Source organism: Microbulbifer maximicatervae (SeqCode) (assembly GCF_052468095.1).
Genome location: NZ_CP174332.1, coordinates 3,988,279 through 4,008,566 on the forward strand (window position 1 = coordinate 3,988,279; position 20,288 = coordinate 4,008,566).

A 20,288-nucleotide genomic window follows, 5' to 3' on the forward strand; every position below is an offset into this window, starting at 1 on the left:
AACAGAAAAGAAAAAACCGGCAATCCAAATGATTGCCGGTTTTTTTATTTATAAATTGGCTAGGCCAGTTCTGTGCGCACAGTGCGCGCAGCCTCTACCATATTCAGCAAGGATGACCCGACCTCAGCCCAGTTACGGGTTTTAAGGCCGCAGTCTGGATTTACCCAAAGTCGCTCAACCGGCACCACCTGTGCAATTTTCTTAAGTCGCTCAACCAGCTCCCCCCTTTCCGGCACATTGGGAGAGTGAATATCGTAAATGCCAGGTCCAATTTCATTGGGGTAACCATCGGCCTTGTCGGCAAACGCGCTGAGTAGGCGCAAGTCGGAGCGAGCAGATTCAATAGTAATTACATCCGCATCAAGGGAAACAATGGCATCCATAATTGCATTGAAATTGCTGTAGCACATATGGGTGTGGATCTGGGTTTCCGCTTTTACTTCGCTACAGGTGTAGCGGAAACACCCTACCGCCCAGGCAAAATAATCCTGGTGCTCAGACTCTCGAAGGGGAACTCCCTCACGCAAAGCCGGTTCATCAATCTGGATAATCCCGATACCGGCCGCCTCAAGATCCAACACCTCTTCCCGCAATGCCTTGGCAATTTGTAGACAGCTCTCACTGCGGTGGATGTCTTCCCTCAGGAAGGACCAGTTGAGAATTGTGACCGGGCCGGTGAGCATACCTTTTACCGGCTTATTAGTAAGGCTCTGGGCATAGCTGCTCCATTCTACTGTCATAGCGTTAGGTCGGGAGATATCACCAAAAATAATCGGGGGTTTCACACAGCGAGAGCCATAACTTTGCACCCAGCCATTACCGGTGTGTACAAAACCATCCAGTTGCTCCCCGAAATATTCCACCATATCGTTGCGCTCAGCCTCACCATGCACCAGTACATCCAGACCAAGTATTTCCTGACGACGGATAGCTTCGGCAATTTCAGCGCGTAGATGTTCTAAATAATCCGCTTCAGAAATTTCGCTATTGCGGTACTTGCGACGCACACCGCGCAAAAGATCCGTCTGTGGGAATGAGCCTATTGTGGTGGTGGGCAGCAGTGGTAATTTCCAACGCTTGGCCTGTACTAAAGAGCGATCCTGAAAGCACTGTTGACGCCAAGTATCCTGTAATTGATCAGCAATGGAGCCCTCGGCTACACCACTCTCTCCGCCTGAGACAGGGATCTCTGTGTCCTCATTGAGCAGCTGCTGTAATTGAGCCAACTCCTGAAGTTTCTGGCGGCTGTAAGCAAGCTTCTGTTTTTGCTCACTGGGCAGCTTGATCTCTGTTTCCAGATCCACAGGGCTATGGAGCAGGGAGCAACTGGGTGATAGCCATAGGCGATCTCCCAACTGTTTCGCCAAAGGCTGCAAAGTGCCCTGCCAGCGGGTGAGGTCTGCTCGCCACACATTGCGCCCATTAATCACACCTGCAGACAGAACCTTGTTCTTACCTGCCAGCTGGGTCGCAGCTTCAAGTTCTTCAGGTGCGCGTACACAGTCAATATGTACCCCAGACACCGGGAGGGAAAATGCCAGCTCCAAATTCTCGCGCAAAGGTGAGAAATAGGTAGCCAGCAGTGTATTCACCCCCGGGGCTAATGCCGCAATCTGCTGGTAGGTGCTATCAAAAGCCCCACGCCATTCATCCGGCAGATCCAGGCCTAGTATGGGTTCATCCAACTGCACCCATTCAACTCCGAGGTCAGCGAGCTGAGACAGCAACTCGGCATAGCAAGGCAGGAGTTTTGGCACTAAATCCAGAGGGCTATCCACACCTCGCCCCAGCCATAAGTAAGTGAGTGGTCCAATAACCACCGGCTTGGCTTTGTAGCCCAGGGATTGGGCTTCCCGTACCTCGTCAAGTAACCACTCACTATCCAGGGAGAACATCTGATCATTGGAGAACTCAGGCACCAGATAGTGATAATTGGTATCAAACCACTTGGTCATGGCACTAGCCGCTACCGGCTGTCCCGATGGAGCGCGACCACGGGCCAAGCGGAAGTACTGGTCCAGCTTGTTGTCTGCCGCTCCCTCTGCAAAACGCTGACCGACCACACCAAACATCAGGGAGTGATTCAGAACCTGGTCGTACCAGGCGAAATCTCCCACAGCCACACGGCTCAAACCGGCCTCACTTTGGGCCTGCCAGTTACCACGGCGGATCTCTGTGCCCACTTGCAGCAATTGCTGCTGGGGCATATCACCGCGCCAATAGGCTTCTTGCGCTTTCTTTAGTTCGCGATTGGCTCCGATACGCGGATAGCCGAGGATATGTGTTTGCACCATGGCCGCCTTCCCAAGCTCTTTCCTGTGAGGGGAACAAAGTTGCCCCATTGAAAAATACCCCGCAGCTGCGATCTCGGTAACGGTCGCATTAGCGAGAGTCCTGACTTGATTGTGTTCGCACAGTGCTGTTCAATCAATTTCATATTTTTTGCAAATAACATGAATAATTTTAATGATGATTGAATTGCGCCATTTGCGTGCGCTGAGTGTTTTGCGTGAGACAGGCAGCTTGGTACGCGCAGCAGATCGCCTTCACTTGACCCAGTCGGCTCTTTCGCACTTATTTCGCGAAATGGAGGACCGGCTCGGCCAAGAACTGTTTATACGCAAATCCCGGCCTCTGCGATTTACCAGTGCCGGTCTGAGACTGCTGCAGTTGGGCGACGACATACTGCCCCAGGTAGCTATAGCACAGCGGGACCTGTCCCGACTGGCATCTGGGCAAGCGGGCAGGCTCAATATCGCTATCGAGTGCCACAGCTGCTACCAGTGGCTGATGCCCGCATTGAATACCTTCCGGGACAGCTGGCCAGAAGTGGAACTGGACCTGTGCAGCGGCTTCCACTTCGCTCCCCTGCCCGCACTGGTGCGCGGCGATCTGGACCTGGTTGTCACTTCTAATCCAGACCCCGATCTCAAAGGATTGCACTACGAGCCGCTATTCAGCTTTGAAATGTGCCTTGCCATAAGTCGCAAACACCCTCTAGCGCAGGAGAGCAAACGGCGTTGGGTAGAACCGCAGGAATTGGCTGGTGAAGTCCAGATTACCTATCCGGTTGAGCGCGAGCGGCTAGATATCTTCCAGCACTTCCTCGACCCCGCTGGAATTGAACCCGCAGAAGTTCGAACCGCAGAACTCACCGTGATGATGGTTCAGTTAGTAGCCAGCGGCCGAGGGGTTTGCGCCCTGCCCAATTGGGCGCTGCACGAGTACCTGCAAAAGGGGTTTGTTTCCCAATTCCAGCTTGGTAAAGAGGGCCTTTGGAGCACTCTCTACGCGGCAGTGCGGGAAGATATGCTCGAGCAACCTTATCTCACAGACTTCCTCAAAACCGCACGGGATACCAGCTTTGCCAATCTGCAAGGTGTGAGAGCGGCCAAAACCAGCCCCAGTGTGGCAGAACCTGCCTAACCACTTACAAAAGTTAACTGGGCGGCTTAAGCCTTTGCGGAAATAATGACTTATTCAACCTCAGCACAATTATCAAACAAACTGAATATTTTCAGATCAAACAAATCAATGGTTTGGTCTGGCCGGAGAGGCCGGTAAAATCACACAAATAACTATCGGCAGTGGCCTGTACCCGGCCAAATGCCTGGACTTTGTAGGAGACCCTCTATGTCAAACCCGGTTGAACGTTGGAACTCAGTGAGCAAAGGACTGCACTGGCTTTTTGTAATCCTGCTGCTCTCTGTGTGGGGAGCGGTTGAACTGCATGAGTTTTACGAGCGCGGCGACCCCATGCGCGGCTGGTTCATGCAGCTGCACTTCTCGCTGGGAGTCGGTGTCCTGATGCTTCTGGCCCTTCGCCTCTACTGGCGTGCACGTCACAAGCGCCCACAGATTGAAGGCAAGAAGTGGCAGAAGGCACTGTCCAGCCTGACCCATGGTGGACTCTACCTGTTGATTCTGGCTATGCCGGTATCAGGCATCGTGATGCGCCAACTGTTTGGGCGCGATACCGAGTTTTTTGGCCTGTTTGCCGTTCCCAACCTGTTCGCCAAAAACCCGGATCTGGGCAAGCAAATCGCTTTCCTGCACAAAGATGTAATGTGGCCCGCCCTGCTCGTACTGGTTGGACTGCATATCGCCGCCGCCCTGTGGCACCATTTTATTGCCCGCGATAACACACTCACCCGTATGCTGCCACAGCGCTAATTCAAGTCAGGGAAGAAGTAGAAGAAAGGAAACTGAATGGGAGAGCGCAGGCCTGCGCTCTCCCGGAATAAACCTGCTAAACAGGTACGACTTACTCGTCGTTATTGCCGCGCTTGGCTTTGGGCTTACCTTTGGGCTTGAACTTAGGCTTACCCTTGGGCTTCCCTTTCGATTTCACCGCCGCTTCATCGAAGCGGGTGATTTTCATCGGCTTACCGGAAACACGCACCTTCTTCAGGTGTTGGAACACTTCTTTCGGCATTCCCTGAGGCAGATCTACCGTGGTGAAATCGTTGTAGATTTCGATACGGCCAATATAGGAGCTGTCCAGATCTACCTCATTGGCAATAGCGCCAACAATGCTGCCGGGACGCACGCCCTGCTCGCGGCCGATCTCGATACGGAAGCGCTCCAGCCCCTCATCGGGCGGCGGCAGCTTGCGATCTTTCTCGAAGCTTTCCTTCTTGCGGCGGCGGCCACCGTCAAAGTCATCATCGCGCTCGCGACGCTCTTTGCGCGGTCTCTGCTCTTTCTCTTGAATCAGCAAGGGCTGGTCACCTTGGGCCATTGCAGCCAGCGCGGCAGCAACATCCAGAGGGTCAACTTCATTCTGCGCCAGGAATTCCTCAACCAGCTGGCGATAGGGCGCCAGATCAGTTTGGCCTTCCAGGGTCGCGGTAATGCGCTCGCGGAAGCGCTGCATACGGGCACTGTTAACCGCATCTGCGCTGGGCAAATCGAGTTTTTCGATCGGCTTCTTGGTCGCTTTCTCGATGACTCGCAACATACGACGCTCGCGGGGCGCCACAAACAGGATCGCATCGCCTTCGCGACCGGCGCGGCCGGTACGACCGATACGGTGAATATAAGCTTCGGTATCGTAGGGGATATCGTAGTTAATCACGTGACTGATACGCTTTACGTCCAGTCCACGAGCCGCAACATCGGTGGCTACAACAATATCGAGCTTGCCATTTTTCAGCTTGTCGATCACGGCTTCGCGCAGGTTCTGCGCCATATCACCGTTCAGGGCGGCACTGGCAAAGCCTCTGGCGGCCAGCTTATCTGCCAGTTCCACAGTGCTGTTTTTGGTGCGCACGAAGATAATCGTGGCGTCCACCGGCTCCGCTTCAAGAATACGGGTCAGTGCATCCAGTTTGTGCAGGCCGCCAACCGGCCAGTAGCGCTGGCGAATGGTTTCCGCAGTCTCAGTCTTAACACGGATTTTTACTTCAACCGGCTCATCCAGATGCTCGCGGGCGATGCGGGCAATCTCTTTTGGCATAGTGGCGGAGAACAGCGCAATCTGGCGCTCTTCAGGAATCTGCTCCAATACCCACTGCACATCATCGATAAAGCCCATGCGCAGCATTTCATCCGCCTCATCCAGCACCAGGGTGCGCAGATTGGACAGATCCAGGGAGCCGCGACGCATATGGTCCATCACCCGTCCGGGGGTACCTACCACCAGCTGAACGCCACGCTTCAACTGCTGTATCTGGCCGCGGTAGTCCGCGCCACCATAGATAGGCGCAACGTGGAAACCTTTCAACTTGGATGCGTAAGACTGGCAGGCTTCAGCCACCTGAATAGCCAGTTCGCGGGTCGGTGCCAGCACCAGTGCCTGAGGGCGACGATCCTTCAGGTCCAGCTGGGAGAGTAGCGGCAGCGCAAAGGCTGCGGTCTTGCCAGTGCCGGTCTGGGCCTGGCCTAGCACATCCCGCCCCTCCAGCAGGGACGGAATAGTTTGTGCCTGGATCGGGGAGGGAGTCTCATAGCCGAGCTTTTCGATGGCGCTGAGAATTTCAGACGGCAGACCCAACTGGTCGAAGCCGGCCGCTTTAGGGGTATCGGTCATTTCGGAATTCACTTGAAGCCAAAGTCCCTATCGCGGGACCGGAGCGGTGGGTAAAAGGCCGCGCAGTCTAACAGGTTAGACGATCCAGATCAGCCTGTTTTTTAGGCAAGTTGATTAGCATGTATCTCCGCCGACAGATAGGATATCAATATTGGGTAGATAAAAAGAAAAGCGTCATTGATCTAGAAGTAAAAAGAGTACAGCGCTCCTTAGACCAGATCCACCTCAGTTTCAGGCTGCCGCCTTCGCTCCGTTGCACGGGCCTCCGTCAAGCGCCTGCAAACTCCATCGATTGTAGCGGCAATATGGCGGGAGAAGCTGCCATCCACTTGAGTCTTGTCATAGAGATAAGCCCGAAATCGCTGGAAGAACTCCGGGTCTACCGGGTCGGGTTGACTCCAAAAGCTGGAGAGCCCCCCTTGATGAGTCAGCCCCGGTAAGTCATACAGTGATCTTCCAAGTACTTGAGTTGGCACCTCGTGGAAGAGTGCAGATATGCCCACTGTACTGTTGATTGTTACAACTCCTAGGGTGTGATCGAGCAAAGTCGGCAGGTGCAGGTCATGGCAATACATAACCCTGCCTGTAATCTGGTAGCGAGTTTCCAGCTCCCGTATCAGCTTTTGATAGTGACAAAACCCACGATCCATAGGGTGGTGCTTTATTACCATCATCGAGCCCTGTGGCGCATTTTGTGCAAACGACTGCAACACCACCTCTATCGCATTTTCGATAGAAACCAGATCAGAGTGCTTGCGCAGTTGAAAATCATCACGGGTTTGAAGTGGAAAAAGAAAGTAGCGGCCGCTGAACTCACCAGTCAAACGGGCCGTAAGCCCCCGCTCCATCAGTTTATACAGGCCTTTTCGATAGAAACTCTTGATCCAGCAAACGCCTTCACCTAGCCAGCTCAGACTTCGGTGGTGCCGATAGTGGGGAAATTCCGATTGAGAAGCCCGCATCGCAAGATAGTAGGCAATTGCAAAGCGCGCTCGCCTAAAAAAAGTTTGCCCAACAGGTTTAACTAGATTTCGCTCCCTGGCTCGATAACTATTAATTGCTTCCCGAGACCAGTCCGTACGCGAATGAGCATTCACCCCGCCAAATTCAAGAGTAATAAAATCCGGGCGCAAATATCCCTCTTCAAACACTCCAAAAGCGATACCCTTGGAGTCACAGATGGATTTTGCAATGGTATGCAGGCGGCGGCAGTCCCCATAGCAAAAAACAGTATCTACATTATTTTTAGATAGGTAATCTGAAAAGAAGGCACTCCAATCACTTTCTCCCCCGGTGAAATCCACCTGAAAATCAGCCCAAGCGAAGTAGCGATCCCCGCCATTAAAGTTGATCTTATGAGTAATGACTCCGCTCTGTGCCAAGCGCCTTGCCAATTGGGCAAAGAATGGGCCATGAGGTCCTTGTAAAAATACTGCCACAGACATGTATTGGCTTTTCCTTGAGCTAAGGTCACTGGATACGTTGAGACGAGGCGATGAATAAAAAAGAAATGACTGTGAAATTAGGCTAACTTCACAGTTATTATATTGAACTGCTTTTTACATCTATGCGAACCATCTAACAACATAGAACTTGGATATTAGAGCCGCTACTAACAGGGCAGAAACTTCTGTTAATTTGGCAGCAAAAACTGCCCTACTATGGTTTCTTACCTCAAGGATCTTCCCATCAATCAAACTGTATAGTCTAAAAATGCCGACACACAATTTGTATTTGGTACAAACCATAAAGTCAATTTATCTAAAAGTACAACCACTCAGTCCACCAAGAAATTAACATCTGGCGACACACGAGAGAAAGATACCCCTGTAGCAAGCCGAATAAATTCCAACTCCATTTAATCCCACATCTTATACCAGGAAAAAATAGGTGTCAGTACAATTGGTACTATAATCACCGAAGTGTAATCGAGCGTAATAGAGTAAGAATGGCTTGCAGCCGGAAAGCCTTGGAAACCAGTTCCCGAATACTTAACGCAGAAGGGGGGAAATATAAAAGTTAGCAAAGTAGAAGTTTGAAACTATATTCCCCGAGGTCTAAAAATTTAAAGCAATATATCAAAAGAAATTAAATAGAAAACCTTATACTGGATTTCGGGTATAGCTTTCAATATCTCATAAATATTCTTCGATACAAGGAGAAGAGTTTAAAAAAAACTCCTTTTTTATTCCCCAAAGACCGTGCCCCCTCAATTAGCTCAATAGTAGTTTCTGCATTGATAAATTCAGCCGTTTTGGGATCTATATAAACAGGGTATAACAGCAAAGTAGCGGCAATCATCTGATTTAAAGTTAAATTGCGCTGCCTTCTCGATAAAAAATCCCTTAACTCACCCGTGGGGATTTCTCTATTTTCGACAAGCGTATCCCTTGTGAGCCCCCAGCCAGCATAAAAGGGTAACCCATAAGTTACCACCTGCTTGCCTCTCAGTAATGCCTCAAAACCACTCAGGGAGCTCATGGTGTGAATTTCATCAGCGACTTTAATAGCAGAAACTATATCACCCTGTTCAAGCAAAGTGTCATAAAGGGAGTCAGAACTCCCCTGCAAAGTACCTAGGCGAGCACCACAAACTACGTCAGGGTGTGGTTTATAAATAATATGAGCATCGGGGTTATTGAGCCTGACGCGTTCAAGAAGAGCCAAGTTACTTTTTATTACTGGGGAGCCATTAGCTATCGAGGCATCGCTTTCTACCTGCCCGGGAACTAAAATAATTTTTTTACCAGAAGAAAAATCAAAATCAACTGTAGGTTTATCTTCTACAACGTTATATTTGCTAATCCCTTTATCGATCAATTTATCTCGTAACTTTCTAGCTCTATCTAGAAGAGGATCAGGAAAACTACAGGTATTTAACAGAATCTCCAAATCGCTGGGCTGTCTGGCGTCAAAGTAAATACCACGACTATCTAGAACCAGTGAATTCGGAACGACTAGATCAGCACCCAAACCAACGGAACGCAAGAAACCGTCTTCAACCCTCCAGACATTTAAATCAGATTTCTTAGCCTCATCAAGCAAACTATCTGTAATCCGACTTGCCCATATCAGAATATTCGTTCCTGCCCTTGCATCTGGTACCTTTGCAGAGGAAAATTTAATCCTTCCCTTTCCACCGATAAAACCTGGAATAAAACTCCTTTTCCAGTGAGAAAACCCTACTCCGACCCAGTCACCATCGAAGCGGCTCCATTGCCTGCGTTGTTCAGCAATTAATGCTACAGTGTCTTCAAAGTTACAGCGATTGCCAGTATACGGATTAATATACCGGGAGTATTTTAGGTACGCAGCACAAAAAACCTGAAGCAACGTTCGCTTCACACTGCGGCGACCACAGTTTTGCCTATCTCGAGTTAAACCCCACCCCGCATAAAAAGGCATTCCAAAGCAATGGACCTCCTTACCTGCAACCAGCGCCTCAAAACCCAGCTGGCTGCTGACCACATAAACCTTTTCGACTCGATCCAGGATTGACCAGGGAGAAATATCCTCCGAGATAATCCTACAACCCCTCAGTTCAGCCAGTTCCTTTAGATAGCCACGCTTTTTCCCTGCGATAACATCAGGATGTATCTTTACAAGAATTTCAGCATCAGGATTTTCATTAATTGCGGACTCAAGCATTTGAGAGAAATGCTGCTCAGAAGCCAACCCACCTTTAACGGAGATATCCCCAAATGTTTGATCGACCACTAAAATGGTCTTTTGCCCAGGCAAAATTTCCAGTGATATATCAGTCGATTGGTTATATTTCGACAGTCGGCTCTCTCGTATAAGCTTTAAGCCTTTTTCTGCACGAACAAGTTCATCCGGCGAGAAATTAGCCTCACTGATTAATATTTCCAGGTCACTTGGCCGGGAGGCGTCGTAATAAATACCTGTCGAGTCAACAACCAAACTATGCGGTTCAGCGTCATTTACGCCAAGGCCGAGTGAACGTAAAAACCCATCTTCTATAGCGATATAAGGCAAACTCAAATGAGTGGCAAGGCGCTGTGCTTTAAGGGCGCTTTTTTTTAACCCCCAGCCCGCCATCATGGAAATTGATCTACCCGGCTTGAGAGCTACATAGCGACACTCAGCTTCCAGGAAGTTATCAAGGTTAGATAAACGCCGAAGCCCGAGTGAGCAGTGTCCAATTACAGGCATTTTCTTGCCTCGAGAGAAAGTGCATCCCGAAGGCTATGATCGTTGGCAAGATCCAATATTCCCTCAACCCAAGCTGAGGGTTCCATTGGCAGCAACAGACCATTTTCCCCATGCCGCACTACGGAACCATATATGTCCCCTTGAGCAAAGATACCTGCGGCACCAGCCTGGGTAATATCAAAAAATTTTGTATGCGACCTGGCGCGATTAAACGGCAAATCGAGCAAAGGTGCCAAACCAATTGATCGCCCTCGCCCTCGAAGCATCGACACGTAGGTAGGCCACTTCATCGGGTGCAGTATCTGCACCCGTGGCATTCCTCGAAAGAGCCGATTGACACACTGATCTCCAATTATCTCAAAATTGAGAATTGGACTGCGGCTGAGGACTTCCTCTATCACCGGCCGCAGCCACTGAACATCCTCAAGGTGAGACGCAGATCCGTGGTAAAACACGGTCAAAGGCTGCTCCTGCTCACAACTCAAGGGAGCAGGCTGCAGTAACTCTGGAGACCAACTTTGATACTTTTCCGCAAGGTAGGGGGCCGATACCAATAGTTGTGCGCCGATAGATCTCAGCCACCTCTGCTTAGACCAACTAAGCCGTAATATTTTTGCTTGATATCGAAGTGGCATGCTGGAAAAGGCATACCAATCAAATAAATCATCGTCGATAAAGAGGTAGATTCTCTGAAACTGACCTCTGTTTTTATCAATAAATGACTTCCAACTCCGAGGGATGTAGCGAACAAAGATTAAGGATTTTCCATTAATATCCTGTTCAATTGGGGAGCTGGACCAAGTTATACACCGGAAGTTGATTCCCCTCTCATACAAATATGGCCGAATAAAATAGTCCGTTGATGGATTTGCACCCTCTTCAATGACTAAACAGCTTTCTGTGGGAATCAAGTCAAGTGCCAAACTACTACCCCTCTAGCGGAAACACGATTGGAATCAAAATCAAAACTGTTATCGAATAAGCAATAGTCAGGGGCAGTCCAGCTCTGAGGAAGTCGCGTAAATGATATCCTCCCAAGTTTTGCACAATCAGGTTGGTCTGGTAGCCAAATGGGGTAAGAAAGCTGGCACTAGCTCCATAAGCTACCGCCATTACAAAGGGCATCCAGCTAACCCCAAAGCTCTCAGCCAAGCTCCATGCGAGGGGGAAAGCCAATGCTGCTGCGGCATTGTTGGTCATCAATTCTGTCAGAGCCAATGTCAACAAGAAGACGCCTACCAACCCAGCTAATGGCCCCCAGTCCGCCAGTAAACTACGAAGCCCTAGCGCCAAGGAATCTGCCAAACCGCTACCCGCGAAAGCCTCAGCCAAAATCAGAGCACTAGTGATAATCAGCCATATCTGAAATGGGAAGCGCCGCTGTAACTCAGTAGTAGATATGATTCCCAGGCCAATCATTCCACCAAGGAGAACGATGAGCCCTTTTAGCAGCGAGAAGACACCCAGTGCCGCACCAGCCACAACGGCTGCAAAGCCCAACCCCAAAAGCCAGTTATTGCGTCGAGAGAGATCGCGCCGAACCTCTGTGCCGCTGATCACATAGAAGTTCTTATCAATATTCAGATGGTGACGAAAATCCGGGCCCACCGCCAACAGCAGGGCATCGCCAGCGCGAAGCTCAATCTCCCCGAGCTTGCCAGACAATCGCTCACCGCCACGGCGCATGGCAACCACTGCCGCATCGAAGCGAGTACGAAAATTACACCCTTTTAAGGACTGGCCAAGGATACTGGAACTGGGCGTAATCACTACCTCTGTAAGATTCAGGTCCAGATCCTCATCCTCCAGGGCAAAAAGGCGCAGCCCCTCAATATCCTGTAAGCGGCCAAGATCACGTACATCACCACTAAAAATTAACTTATCCCCGCAACGGATAACTTCAGAGGGGCCCACGGGGCTAATAACCTGATTTCTACGAACAATCTCAATTAAGTAAAAGGTCTCAAGTTGACGTAGACGGTTTTGCTCGACACTCTTCCCATCCAATGGAGAGTTAGCCACCACTTCAGCCTCCAGCAGGTACTCAGTGACAGGCTCCTCAGTTACTCCTCCTTCAGGGAGAAGACGATTGCACAAGAGCAATACCATCAAGCCCACTAAAGCCGCGGCCAAGCCCACCGGCAAAAAGGCAAAAAAGTCCAAGCTGGGAAGGCCGCGATCGAGTACAAAGCTGTTAACGATCAGGTTCGTAGAAGTACCAATAAGCGTCAGAGTACCACCGAGAATTGCCGCGTAGGATAATGGAATCAGCAACTTGGCGGCAGGCAAGCGCCGCTGCCCCTTCACACTTGAAGATAGGGCCGCCACCACTGCCGTATTGTTAAGAAATGCGGAGCTTAAGGCGGTAGCCGTTGTAAGTCTCAATAAACTGCCTCTCAAAGACCCCTTGATCAGACCCTCTGAAATCGAACGCAACCAGCGTGCCTTCTCCAGCCCCACCGACACGAGCATCAATGCAACTAAGGTGGCTAAACCGGGGTTGGCCCCTTTCTGTAACGCCGATTCCGCTGGAACCAAACCAGTAAGAAAACAGGCACCAGCCGCCGCGGCGAACACCAGGGACGGTCGGAAGTGAGTAAAAATTAAACATCCGATAACCAGGGCGAAGATACCGGAAACAAATAATTGGGGGAAAGTCATAAGGTCGAAAGGTCGCTCTGGTTACCGATACTAGTGTTTGTCTTTATATACACACCTGTGGTGAAATCAAATTATGCCAAATCTTAGGTGAGTATGCTGCCGGTCGGCACCGGCTGCTATGGCAGCTGGAGCAAAAGTATACGGCTCAAGGCGTAAGACAACCTGCTTACATCGCGATCTACTTCTACCCCCTATCCGTTGAGAAACCCGCCACCATGGAAATTTGACAGTAATACGGCGGGTTCTCTATAGCTATCCCAGAGAAAAGTCCTCATGCGACAGAGTCAAATTTGGATTATATGCGGGATCCCGATCCAATAAACTTCCCCATCGTTTACGCATGAAAGATGTTTCCCCAGCCATTCGACGCTTTTTACTAAAGGTATCATCTGCGCCTCGAGACACTGACTCATGATGATAAAGCTCAGCATAAGGAGTCCAAAGATTACGATACCCTTTTTCCATCACTTTTAAGCACAAGTCCACATCATTGAAGGCAACCGGTAGGTTTTCTTCATCCAGCCCCCCCACCTGTTCAAACAGTGACTTCCTAAGTAACAAGCAGGCACCCGTTACCGCAGACAAGTTTTGCACAACGCTCAAGCGAGCAAAATATCCATGCTCCCTTCTACCAAAATGTTTATGCGCGTGGTTTGCGACACCACCAATACCAAGAATGACACCACCGTGCTGAACAGTATCATTTGGATAATAGAGTTTAGCCCCAACACAACCTATCTCCTCACGACAAGCCTGGCTAACCATTTCCGTAAGCCAACCTGCACTTATAGGCTCAATATCGTTGTTAATCAGACCTATAATCTCGCCTTTTGCTTGTGTAACCCCAAAATTATTTATAGCCGAATAATTGAATGGATAATCCCATCGGCAAATACGTACTTTCTCATTAACACTAATTTTGTTTAAGTACTGTAATGTTTTCTGGCAGCTACTTTGGTTATCTAAAATCAGTAATTCAAAGTTTGGATAATCGGTGAGCGATAAAATCTTATCGACACAAGGCTGCAAGATATCGTAGCGATCCCGGGTAGGTACTAGGAGACTAACCAAAGGTGGTTTCTCTGGGAGATTCCATTGCACGCGATAAGTATTAGGTACAAAACCTCGCTCTACTTTCGCATTTAGCTTCTCTGACTCCAGGTAATTACTAAGCGATCTCAGTCCAGCTTTTGATGTATAACTTTTCTCGTCACAAGCTAGTGCTGTCGATCCCTCTATCGCCCGCCAGTGGTAGAGAATTTCTGGAATGTGGACAACCTTATTAGAGTCAAGGTGCGGCAGACAACGTAATAATAGATCGTGGTCTTGAGCACCTTCAACACCCGAGTGCCAGCCACCTACCTTTCTTATCAAATCTGCACGCAATACAGTAAAATGACAGATATAATTATTTGAAAACAGCAGATCCGGGTTCCAATCGGGTTTAAAATGAGGGTCAAAACGATGGCCTGATCGGTCAATTTTATCTTCATCGGTATATATCAGCTGTGCATCTTTTACATTACCGATCTCTTCTACCACCCGCTGTAATGCATAAGGCGATAAAGTATCATCGTGATCCAATAAAGCTATATAGTCGCCTTGTGCTAACTCTAAGGCGCTATTGCTAGCTGCAGAAATGTGGCCATTATCCCTGCGAAAAACAACCCTTATACGCGGATCTAAGGCCTCATAAGATAGCAGACATTCCCGAACCTGCGGATGTGAAGATGCATCATCAGCAATACACAACTGCCAGTTGGAATAAGTTTGCTCAAGCACAGAATCTATACAGGCACGAAGAAACCCATCCTCTGTGTTGTACGTCGGCAAGATAATTGAAATTAAGGGGCCACCAGTACCTATCGCGTTCTGCTCTACAGGCAACTGTGGTCTTTCCACTCGTTCAATCCAATCCTGGTAGTCAACCCCTCTACACTTGCGACTAAAGGTCTCCCCATAGTGGTGAAGAGCGACATCAAGCCAGTGACAAGTCTGCTCAGCAGCATCCGCTCTCCACCGAACCAAAGCCTCACGCTTATTAAGTTTTCTATACTTAGGATGCCTTGCTACCAGACGTTTAGCCATCAAATCATGTGCGAATCTCGGTAATAAAGGGATCAACTGTAGATGCTCAACACTGAAAAGACCTTGCTCATTCAAAGGATCAAAACGTAGAGCTCGAGCGCCGCTTGGAAGAAAAAGTACCCTCTTTACGATCCGATCAGAATTACAATTTAGAGAAAAACATTCATCTTCACTAAACCCATCGCCAGAATCCACGTATAAATTGCTACTAGCAGTGCCCCTATTATGAAGGAGTCGAAGCTCAAACATATACCAGCCAGCAAACAGCCGTTTTCTCAATAAGAACTGAGGGTCTATACCGAGAGAGCGCCAGTTAAAGCCGCTCTTCTCAAAATTTTCCACCGTAACTTCAGCCACAGGAGTAAGGTGGCGTGTCAAATTAATGCTAAAAATGGACTTTATAAATTTAACCACAGTATCCAGCTTTTCTATGATCCACGAACTGAACTATCAGCTGATGTCAGCCTACTAGTCCAAAGAAATTCTCATTACAGTCAACTTAAATAGACACCAAAAAAGTCATATTGAATACTTAATTTGCGCTTCTATCGTAGTGCCAAATATATACGCTTCTATTTTATCATCTACCGTCAAAATTTTGCCCGGCCTAAACGAGAAACCACAGTATAAGCGATTAGAAAGTCCCTTTCGATAAACATCTGGACGCTCTCGATCCACATCAATGATATGCTCTTTCCCATTGATTAACAGGCGAACTTTCAGAGGTCCATCGAACTCTGAAACAGCCCACCCGCCTATGATTTCCGACATTACATTTACATGAGCTTTTCCATAACAGAGGTATGGAGAGTCCTTGGTCAATTGCTCAGTAAGACCGTCAACCGCCCGTTTTATATCCCTACTAAAATGAGTCAGAATATCATCATGTTCATCGTTTAAATCATGAGCTTTAAAATAGGCTTCTCCTTTATGCCTACTAGCACTACCTGCACCAGAGCCTTTACGTGCTTTGTTCATCATATGCTCTTGGCGTGATTTAACTACATAATGATTAATACGCACACGATCATATATAACATCTTTGGTTTTTGGTTCAAAAGAACCACCCTTTTCAAAAATGGTTGGAGCTAAATCGCCGGAATAGTAACGGCCAGACTTTAAAACACATTCATGTATATTCATTCTCTGAGCCATGCTAGGTTTTAAAACTGTCTTAATGTGGCGATTTGCCATATGGTCCTTTTTTGAGGCATTCAGGAACCGATCAACCACCAGCCCCTCTCCACTTAATTTTCGCCCTGATGACCCATAGTTTCGCCAATTAAGTGCCAAAGCTCCGGCATCCTCCATAGAGTTAAAATCTTTAAGATTTTCTTTTAACGAAAGATTATTTGTACTGACTAAAAACTCATCGGCATCGATAAATCCGAGTAGATCAACTTCACTACCATATTGGCGCAATATTTGGTTATAAGCAGGAGCTTGAGGGCCAGCATCACCAATTCTGGGGAAATATATACGATTTATCAGCCCCAAATAATCCAATGCCTCTAAAAGCTGTGAGGATCCATCATTGCTGACATTGTCAGCAATAAAAAACCTGTCTACACCAACTAATTGATGGTAGGCAATCCACTCAAGGATATAATTGTGCTCATTCTTAAAAATAGCTGCAAGACCTAACTTCATTCGACTACCCAAAACCATCTACTGGAAAAATAACCAAAAGCTATCTATCAAAAAAAACTGTTCCAATTGAACTTAGTCTTGTTCATGCCACTCTTTAAGAGTCAACCATCTTTCAAGGTGCTGATGTTGAATAGGCCTAGAGTTTAGTGGATTTACATCATCTTGCACACGAACATTAATTGTATCCGATGGTGTTACACCCAAAACTTTCAAGTCCAACTCATAGCCACACTTTCCAGTAGGATGTATAGATGGTTTATCCAGGTGCTCTCGATAAATATTAGCCTCAGTCGTGCCGACTTTTTTCCCGTTAACTTCTACTTCAATTGTCACAGGCTTAAGATGGTGTACACCTCGCGCCCATCCTCTAAGTAGACCAGTCTTAAGGAGATCAATATTTACAGCACCTCGTGACTTAGTGATACGCGTTTTATCAAGGTAATCCTTTGGGTCTGGAGAAATAAAATTGATGGCATTTTCTCGCTGTAAGCTAGATACCTCAACACCTACAAAATCTATCAGCCTCTCAACAAATTCCTCTTTGTGACGTACAACTTTATCAGATGAAACCAACATTGCCGGACTATTAGTTTTCTGAAGAAACTCAACCATTAAACGATAGTTATCCAGTGCCTCTTGAAGTCCGCACTTCACATCAGTCTTCATAGAAATTGAATTACGATTTGCCACAGAGAAAATATCGCGAAATACAAAAATAAAATGTGGATTTCTTAATTTTGATTCAATAAAGTCCAAGTGATTTAGAATAGAAGGTCGTTTCCATCCCCAACTGGAGTGAGCTTTATTATATTGAGCAACTACCTCAGTGAAATGCTCATCACTTCGACGTTCAAAGGCCAGACTCAACCTCAGATCCTCAAAAACCGGTGAGTAACACTTATCTCCCATCGGTAGGCCTAAGGCGTGTAATGCACCAGCAACAATAGAAGTCCCTCCGCGTGCAACACCTACGGTAATTATAGTTCGACTACCCTTCTGAGAAGAAGGAGTCAATACATCTACACCTTTGTTTATCAAAATATTTGGATTCATCTATAATCTATATCTGTAGCTAATTCGGGGAGTATTTGAAAAACACAAACTAATAAAATTACATCACGACTTAAAGGTTAAGATATATATATCATTTATCCAAATATCATGAAATTATACTCATCTTAAATAAATTCAAAATCAAGAATCACCAGATTCGCACCTATTAAATAATTTATTCGAAATTGACTTGATCCACTCTCCTGAAGGACGAAGACTTCTAGCTCTAAGTATGAACTCTCTGGCCAGCCCAACATCACCAACATCTAGTGAAGCCAGAGATAGCTCTCTATATAGGTCAGCCTCTTGAAAGTTAGGGTTATTGAGTAAACTCAGCCTATCTCTAAAAAATTTAAGTCTGCGAATTTCTAGCATATAATTCAATACTGAAGCAGTGACTATAGAATCAACATGACTTTGGAAGCTATTATCCTCAATTTCACGTTGCAAAAATGTACTTTCAGCATTAAGGTACACCAAACCAAAAACGTCTAACTCCCCATAATCTCGTGAAGAAAGAACTTTTTTTCCTTTTGGGGACAATTCAGATTCTTGATCATAGTAGCTTGATACTCTGATAGAGATATGAGATGCGTCTACAGGTTGATTAATGGGCATATATTTAATTTGGACTTTGTTATCAGGAAGCTCTCCTGAATAAGCATTCTTGATAATATGAAAATCAGAATTTAAATTAGAAATACGGACCTTTGCCTTTGAATTCGCATTTATTAATAGCCCTGAAAGGAAAAATCCTGGCCGAGAAACATCTATTTCAACTTTCTCATTTAGAGTCACTGCATTCAACTTTAAAGTAGACGTCCCTTTCAATTCAACTCTATCAAACTGTGAAACCAAATCACCAGCTGATACCACCAAATATTGGCAAATTTTTTGAGATTTAAAATCAGATTCAATCTTTAACAAAGTATCTAAGGAATACAAAACAGTTGATACTGAAATACCAAAACAAAAGGCAACTTCTCTATTCAAATGCGCGTTATCAAGAAAAAGATCTTCATCTTTTAGTGAGAACGAGTCTACAATGCCATTGATGTATTCATAACCATCAATAACTGGTATTGACAGTTCCTCGGCAATACGCCTATGGATTTTACGACCTTGACTATTTGAATAATTTTTCAAATAGTTCAAAGTTGGCATTATTAAAGAAAATACATTTATATTAATTTTTATAATTTCTTCATATAAAATCCTAACGACCTCATTTAAATGCTCTTCGTCAATCCAACTGTTTAGAAGATGTTCATTGTCATTAATAGAGAAGTCAATTAAGACGAAGTCCGCAGCCTTAATCACATCTATATTTTCACCAAGCTGAAACAAACCACAGCCTGAGCATGAGGCCCCAATAGACAAGTTAGTAAGATCAAAAAACTCTGATAACGCCGAAGAAATTCCGCCCCGTATCAAGCCATTTGATGTTCCAATTAACACTAGCTTTTTCATTTGTCTGAATTTAGATCAATTTTAGCTTTAATATCATTAATCATTTTCAATCTAAATCCAAAATTTTCAGATTCATCAATAAATTTTTTAGCTTTACCTAAATCACCGTTCAAGAAAGCTATTTCAGCCATTAAGGCTTGGTTTCTGGCCTCTAGGAAGTTTATATGATTAATACTCTGTGACCATATAGAAGAAAATTTTTCAACCCAAATTTCAGGACTCAAAGACCTTGGAGTTCTCTTACGAGATATCATAGGCGAAAAATTTATTTTATATTTTTCAGCTATATATTCATTATCGGCGGAGAACCTTTTTAAAAAGTCGTAATACTCAAGCTCATCAGGGACAAACTTACAATTTCCACTTGATTTTTCAAAGAAAGGAACAAGGTATCTCCTCTCTGGATTAATTTTACCCTCTTTAACAAAGGGAAAACTTTCATTAATACTCTTGAGTATTTCTAGAGAATATGCATCTAAAGAAACATTACTATCCTCTATTTGAAAAAATTTATTTTCCGCCCCACATAGGCAAGCGACATCAATGAAATCATCGATAATATTTTCATTTTTCAGAAGTGAGCGACTAAATGATTTTACTGTAATTTTTCCAAAAGCTGCGCTCCACCCATCAAGTAATTTTTTATAGTCATAATAATGAGGAACTGAAGAAAAATTAGGGAAAACTCGCTCAGGGACATTGCCAGATTTAATAAGTGTAGAGTAATAACTTACAGCCAAATCCGCTTGATTTCTTAAGTAACAAACTATCTCAATTTCATCAAAAAATTTACTTGCCCACTCCTTAATCTTAAAAATCTCTTCTTGCGTCGTAATACGGGAGTGGAGGTGTTCGTTAGATATAATAACAGTATCACAATCTGAAGATACAATTTCTCTAGCTAACTTCTCCAATATTGAACCAGAGAACTCTTTAGCGCTATTTTCGTTTGGTTCACACCCTACTACAGAGTACAGTTCAGAATTTGGATTAAAATCCATAAACGCTAAACAAAATCCAACGTGATTAGACAAGTTGAGAATATTTGGATATAAGACGCCTTCACCCTTAAGAACTTCCCTATTTTTAAAAAGAAATTCCTGTACCGTTGTAGTTCCAGTTTTTTCTGTTCCGATATGAATGTATAATTTCTTCACAAAAA

13 protein-coding genes are annotated in these 20,288 nt (G+C 46.1%); 2 read left to right on the forward strand and 11 right to left on the reverse strand.

Going from position 1 to position 20,288, the window contains the following annotated elements; all coding sequences use genetic code 11:
* Nucleotides 1–59 precede the first annotated feature (59 nt).
* A complete protein-coding gene (gene metE, locus ACJJIL_RS17465; RefSeq protein WP_445360338.1) occupies nucleotides 60–2,294 on the reverse strand; it encodes a 5-methyltetrahydropteroyltriglutamate--homocysteine S-methyltransferase in 2,235 nt (744 codons plus the stop codon).
* 172 nt (nucleotides 2,295–2,466) lie between these two features.
* Between metE and ACJJIL_RS17470 the strand changes: the two genes are divergently transcribed.
* Nucleotides 2,467–3,426 carry a LysR family transcriptional regulator gene (locus ACJJIL_RS17470; RefSeq protein ID WP_444914599.1) on the forward strand — a complete coding sequence of 320 codons (960 nt, stop codon included), beginning with the start codon at nucleotides 2,467–2,469 and terminating at the stop codon, nucleotides 3,424–3,426.
* A gap of 207 nt (nucleotides 3,427–3,633) precedes the next feature.
* The gene (locus ACJJIL_RS17475; RefSeq protein WP_413664530.1) at nucleotides 3,634–4,173 is read left to right on the forward strand and encodes a cytochrome b; all 540 of its coding nucleotides are present in this window, start codon (nucleotides 3,634–3,636) and stop codon (nucleotides 4,171–4,173) included.
* Between the two features lie 91 nt (nucleotides 4,174–4,264).
* Here ACJJIL_RS17475 and ACJJIL_RS17480 read toward each other — a convergent pair whose 3' ends face one another.
* The 10 genes from ACJJIL_RS17480 to ACJJIL_RS17525 form a co-directional block, all read right to left on the reverse strand.
* Complete coding sequence (locus ACJJIL_RS17480; protein ID WP_282934580.1) at nucleotides 4,265–6,031, reverse strand: DEAD/DEAH box helicase; 1,767 nt, start codon at nucleotides 6,029–6,031, stop codon at nucleotides 4,265–4,267.
* 209 nt (nucleotides 6,032–6,240) lie between these two features.
* Nucleotides 6,241–7,476 carry a capsule polysaccharide biogenesis protein gene (locus ACJJIL_RS17485; RefSeq protein WP_445360339.1) on the reverse strand — a complete coding sequence of 412 codons (1,236 nt, stop codon included), beginning with the start codon at nucleotides 7,474–7,476 and terminating at the stop codon, nucleotides 6,241–6,243.
* Nucleotides 7,477–8,158: 682 nt separating this feature from the next.
* Nucleotides 8,159–10,204 carry a capsule polysaccharide biogenesis protein gene (locus tag ACJJIL_RS17490; protein ID WP_445360340.1) on the reverse strand — a complete coding sequence of 682 codons (2,046 nt, stop codon included), beginning with the start codon at nucleotides 10,202–10,204 and terminating at the stop codon, nucleotides 8,159–8,161.
* On the reverse strand, nucleotides 10,195–11,127 hold the full coding sequence (locus tag ACJJIL_RS17495) for a glycosyltransferase family protein (protein ID WP_444914602.1): 933 nt from the start codon (nucleotides 11,125–11,127) through the stop codon (nucleotides 10,195–10,197). Before ACJJIL_RS17495 ends, ACJJIL_RS17490 begins: the two co-directional genes overlap by 10 nt.
* 4 nt (nucleotides 11,128–11,131) lie before the next feature.
* Nucleotides 11,132–12,865: an SLC13 family permease gene (locus ACJJIL_RS17500; protein ID WP_445360341.1), complete on the reverse strand. Its 1,734-nt coding sequence runs from the start codon at nucleotides 12,863–12,865 to the stop codon at nucleotides 11,132–11,134.
* A gap of 252 nt (nucleotides 12,866–13,117) precedes the next feature.
* Nucleotides 13,118–15,367, reverse strand: coding sequence for a glycosyltransferase family 2 protein (locus ACJJIL_RS17505; protein ID WP_445360342.1), 2,250 nt, complete (start codon nucleotides 15,365–15,367; stop codon nucleotides 13,118–13,120).
* Between the two features lie 105 nt (nucleotides 15,368–15,472).
* On the reverse strand, nucleotides 15,473–16,603 hold the full coding sequence (locus ACJJIL_RS17510) for a glycosyltransferase family 2 protein (protein ID WP_445360343.1): 1,131 nt from the start codon (nucleotides 16,601–16,603) through the stop codon (nucleotides 15,473–15,475).
* A 72-nt stretch (nucleotides 16,604–16,675) separates the two neighbouring features.
* The gene (locus tag ACJJIL_RS17515; RefSeq protein WP_445360344.1) at nucleotides 16,676–17,656 is read right to left on the reverse strand and encodes a sulfotransferase; all 981 of its coding nucleotides are present in this window, start codon (nucleotides 17,654–17,656) and stop codon (nucleotides 16,676–16,678) included.
* A gap of 141 nt (nucleotides 17,657–17,797) precedes the next feature.
* Nucleotides 17,798–19,126 carry an SGNH/GDSL hydrolase family protein gene (locus tag ACJJIL_RS17520; protein WP_445360345.1) on the reverse strand — a complete coding sequence of 443 codons (1,329 nt, stop codon included), beginning with the start codon at nucleotides 19,124–19,126 and terminating at the stop codon, nucleotides 17,798–17,800.
* Nucleotides 19,123–20,283 carry a sulfotransferase domain-containing protein gene (locus ACJJIL_RS17525; protein WP_445360346.1) on the reverse strand — a complete coding sequence of 387 codons (1,161 nt, stop codon included), beginning with the start codon at nucleotides 20,281–20,283 and terminating at the stop codon, nucleotides 19,123–19,125. Before ACJJIL_RS17525 ends, ACJJIL_RS17520 begins: the two co-directional genes overlap by 4 nt.
* Between the last annotated feature and the right edge of the window lie 5 nt (nucleotides 20,284–20,288).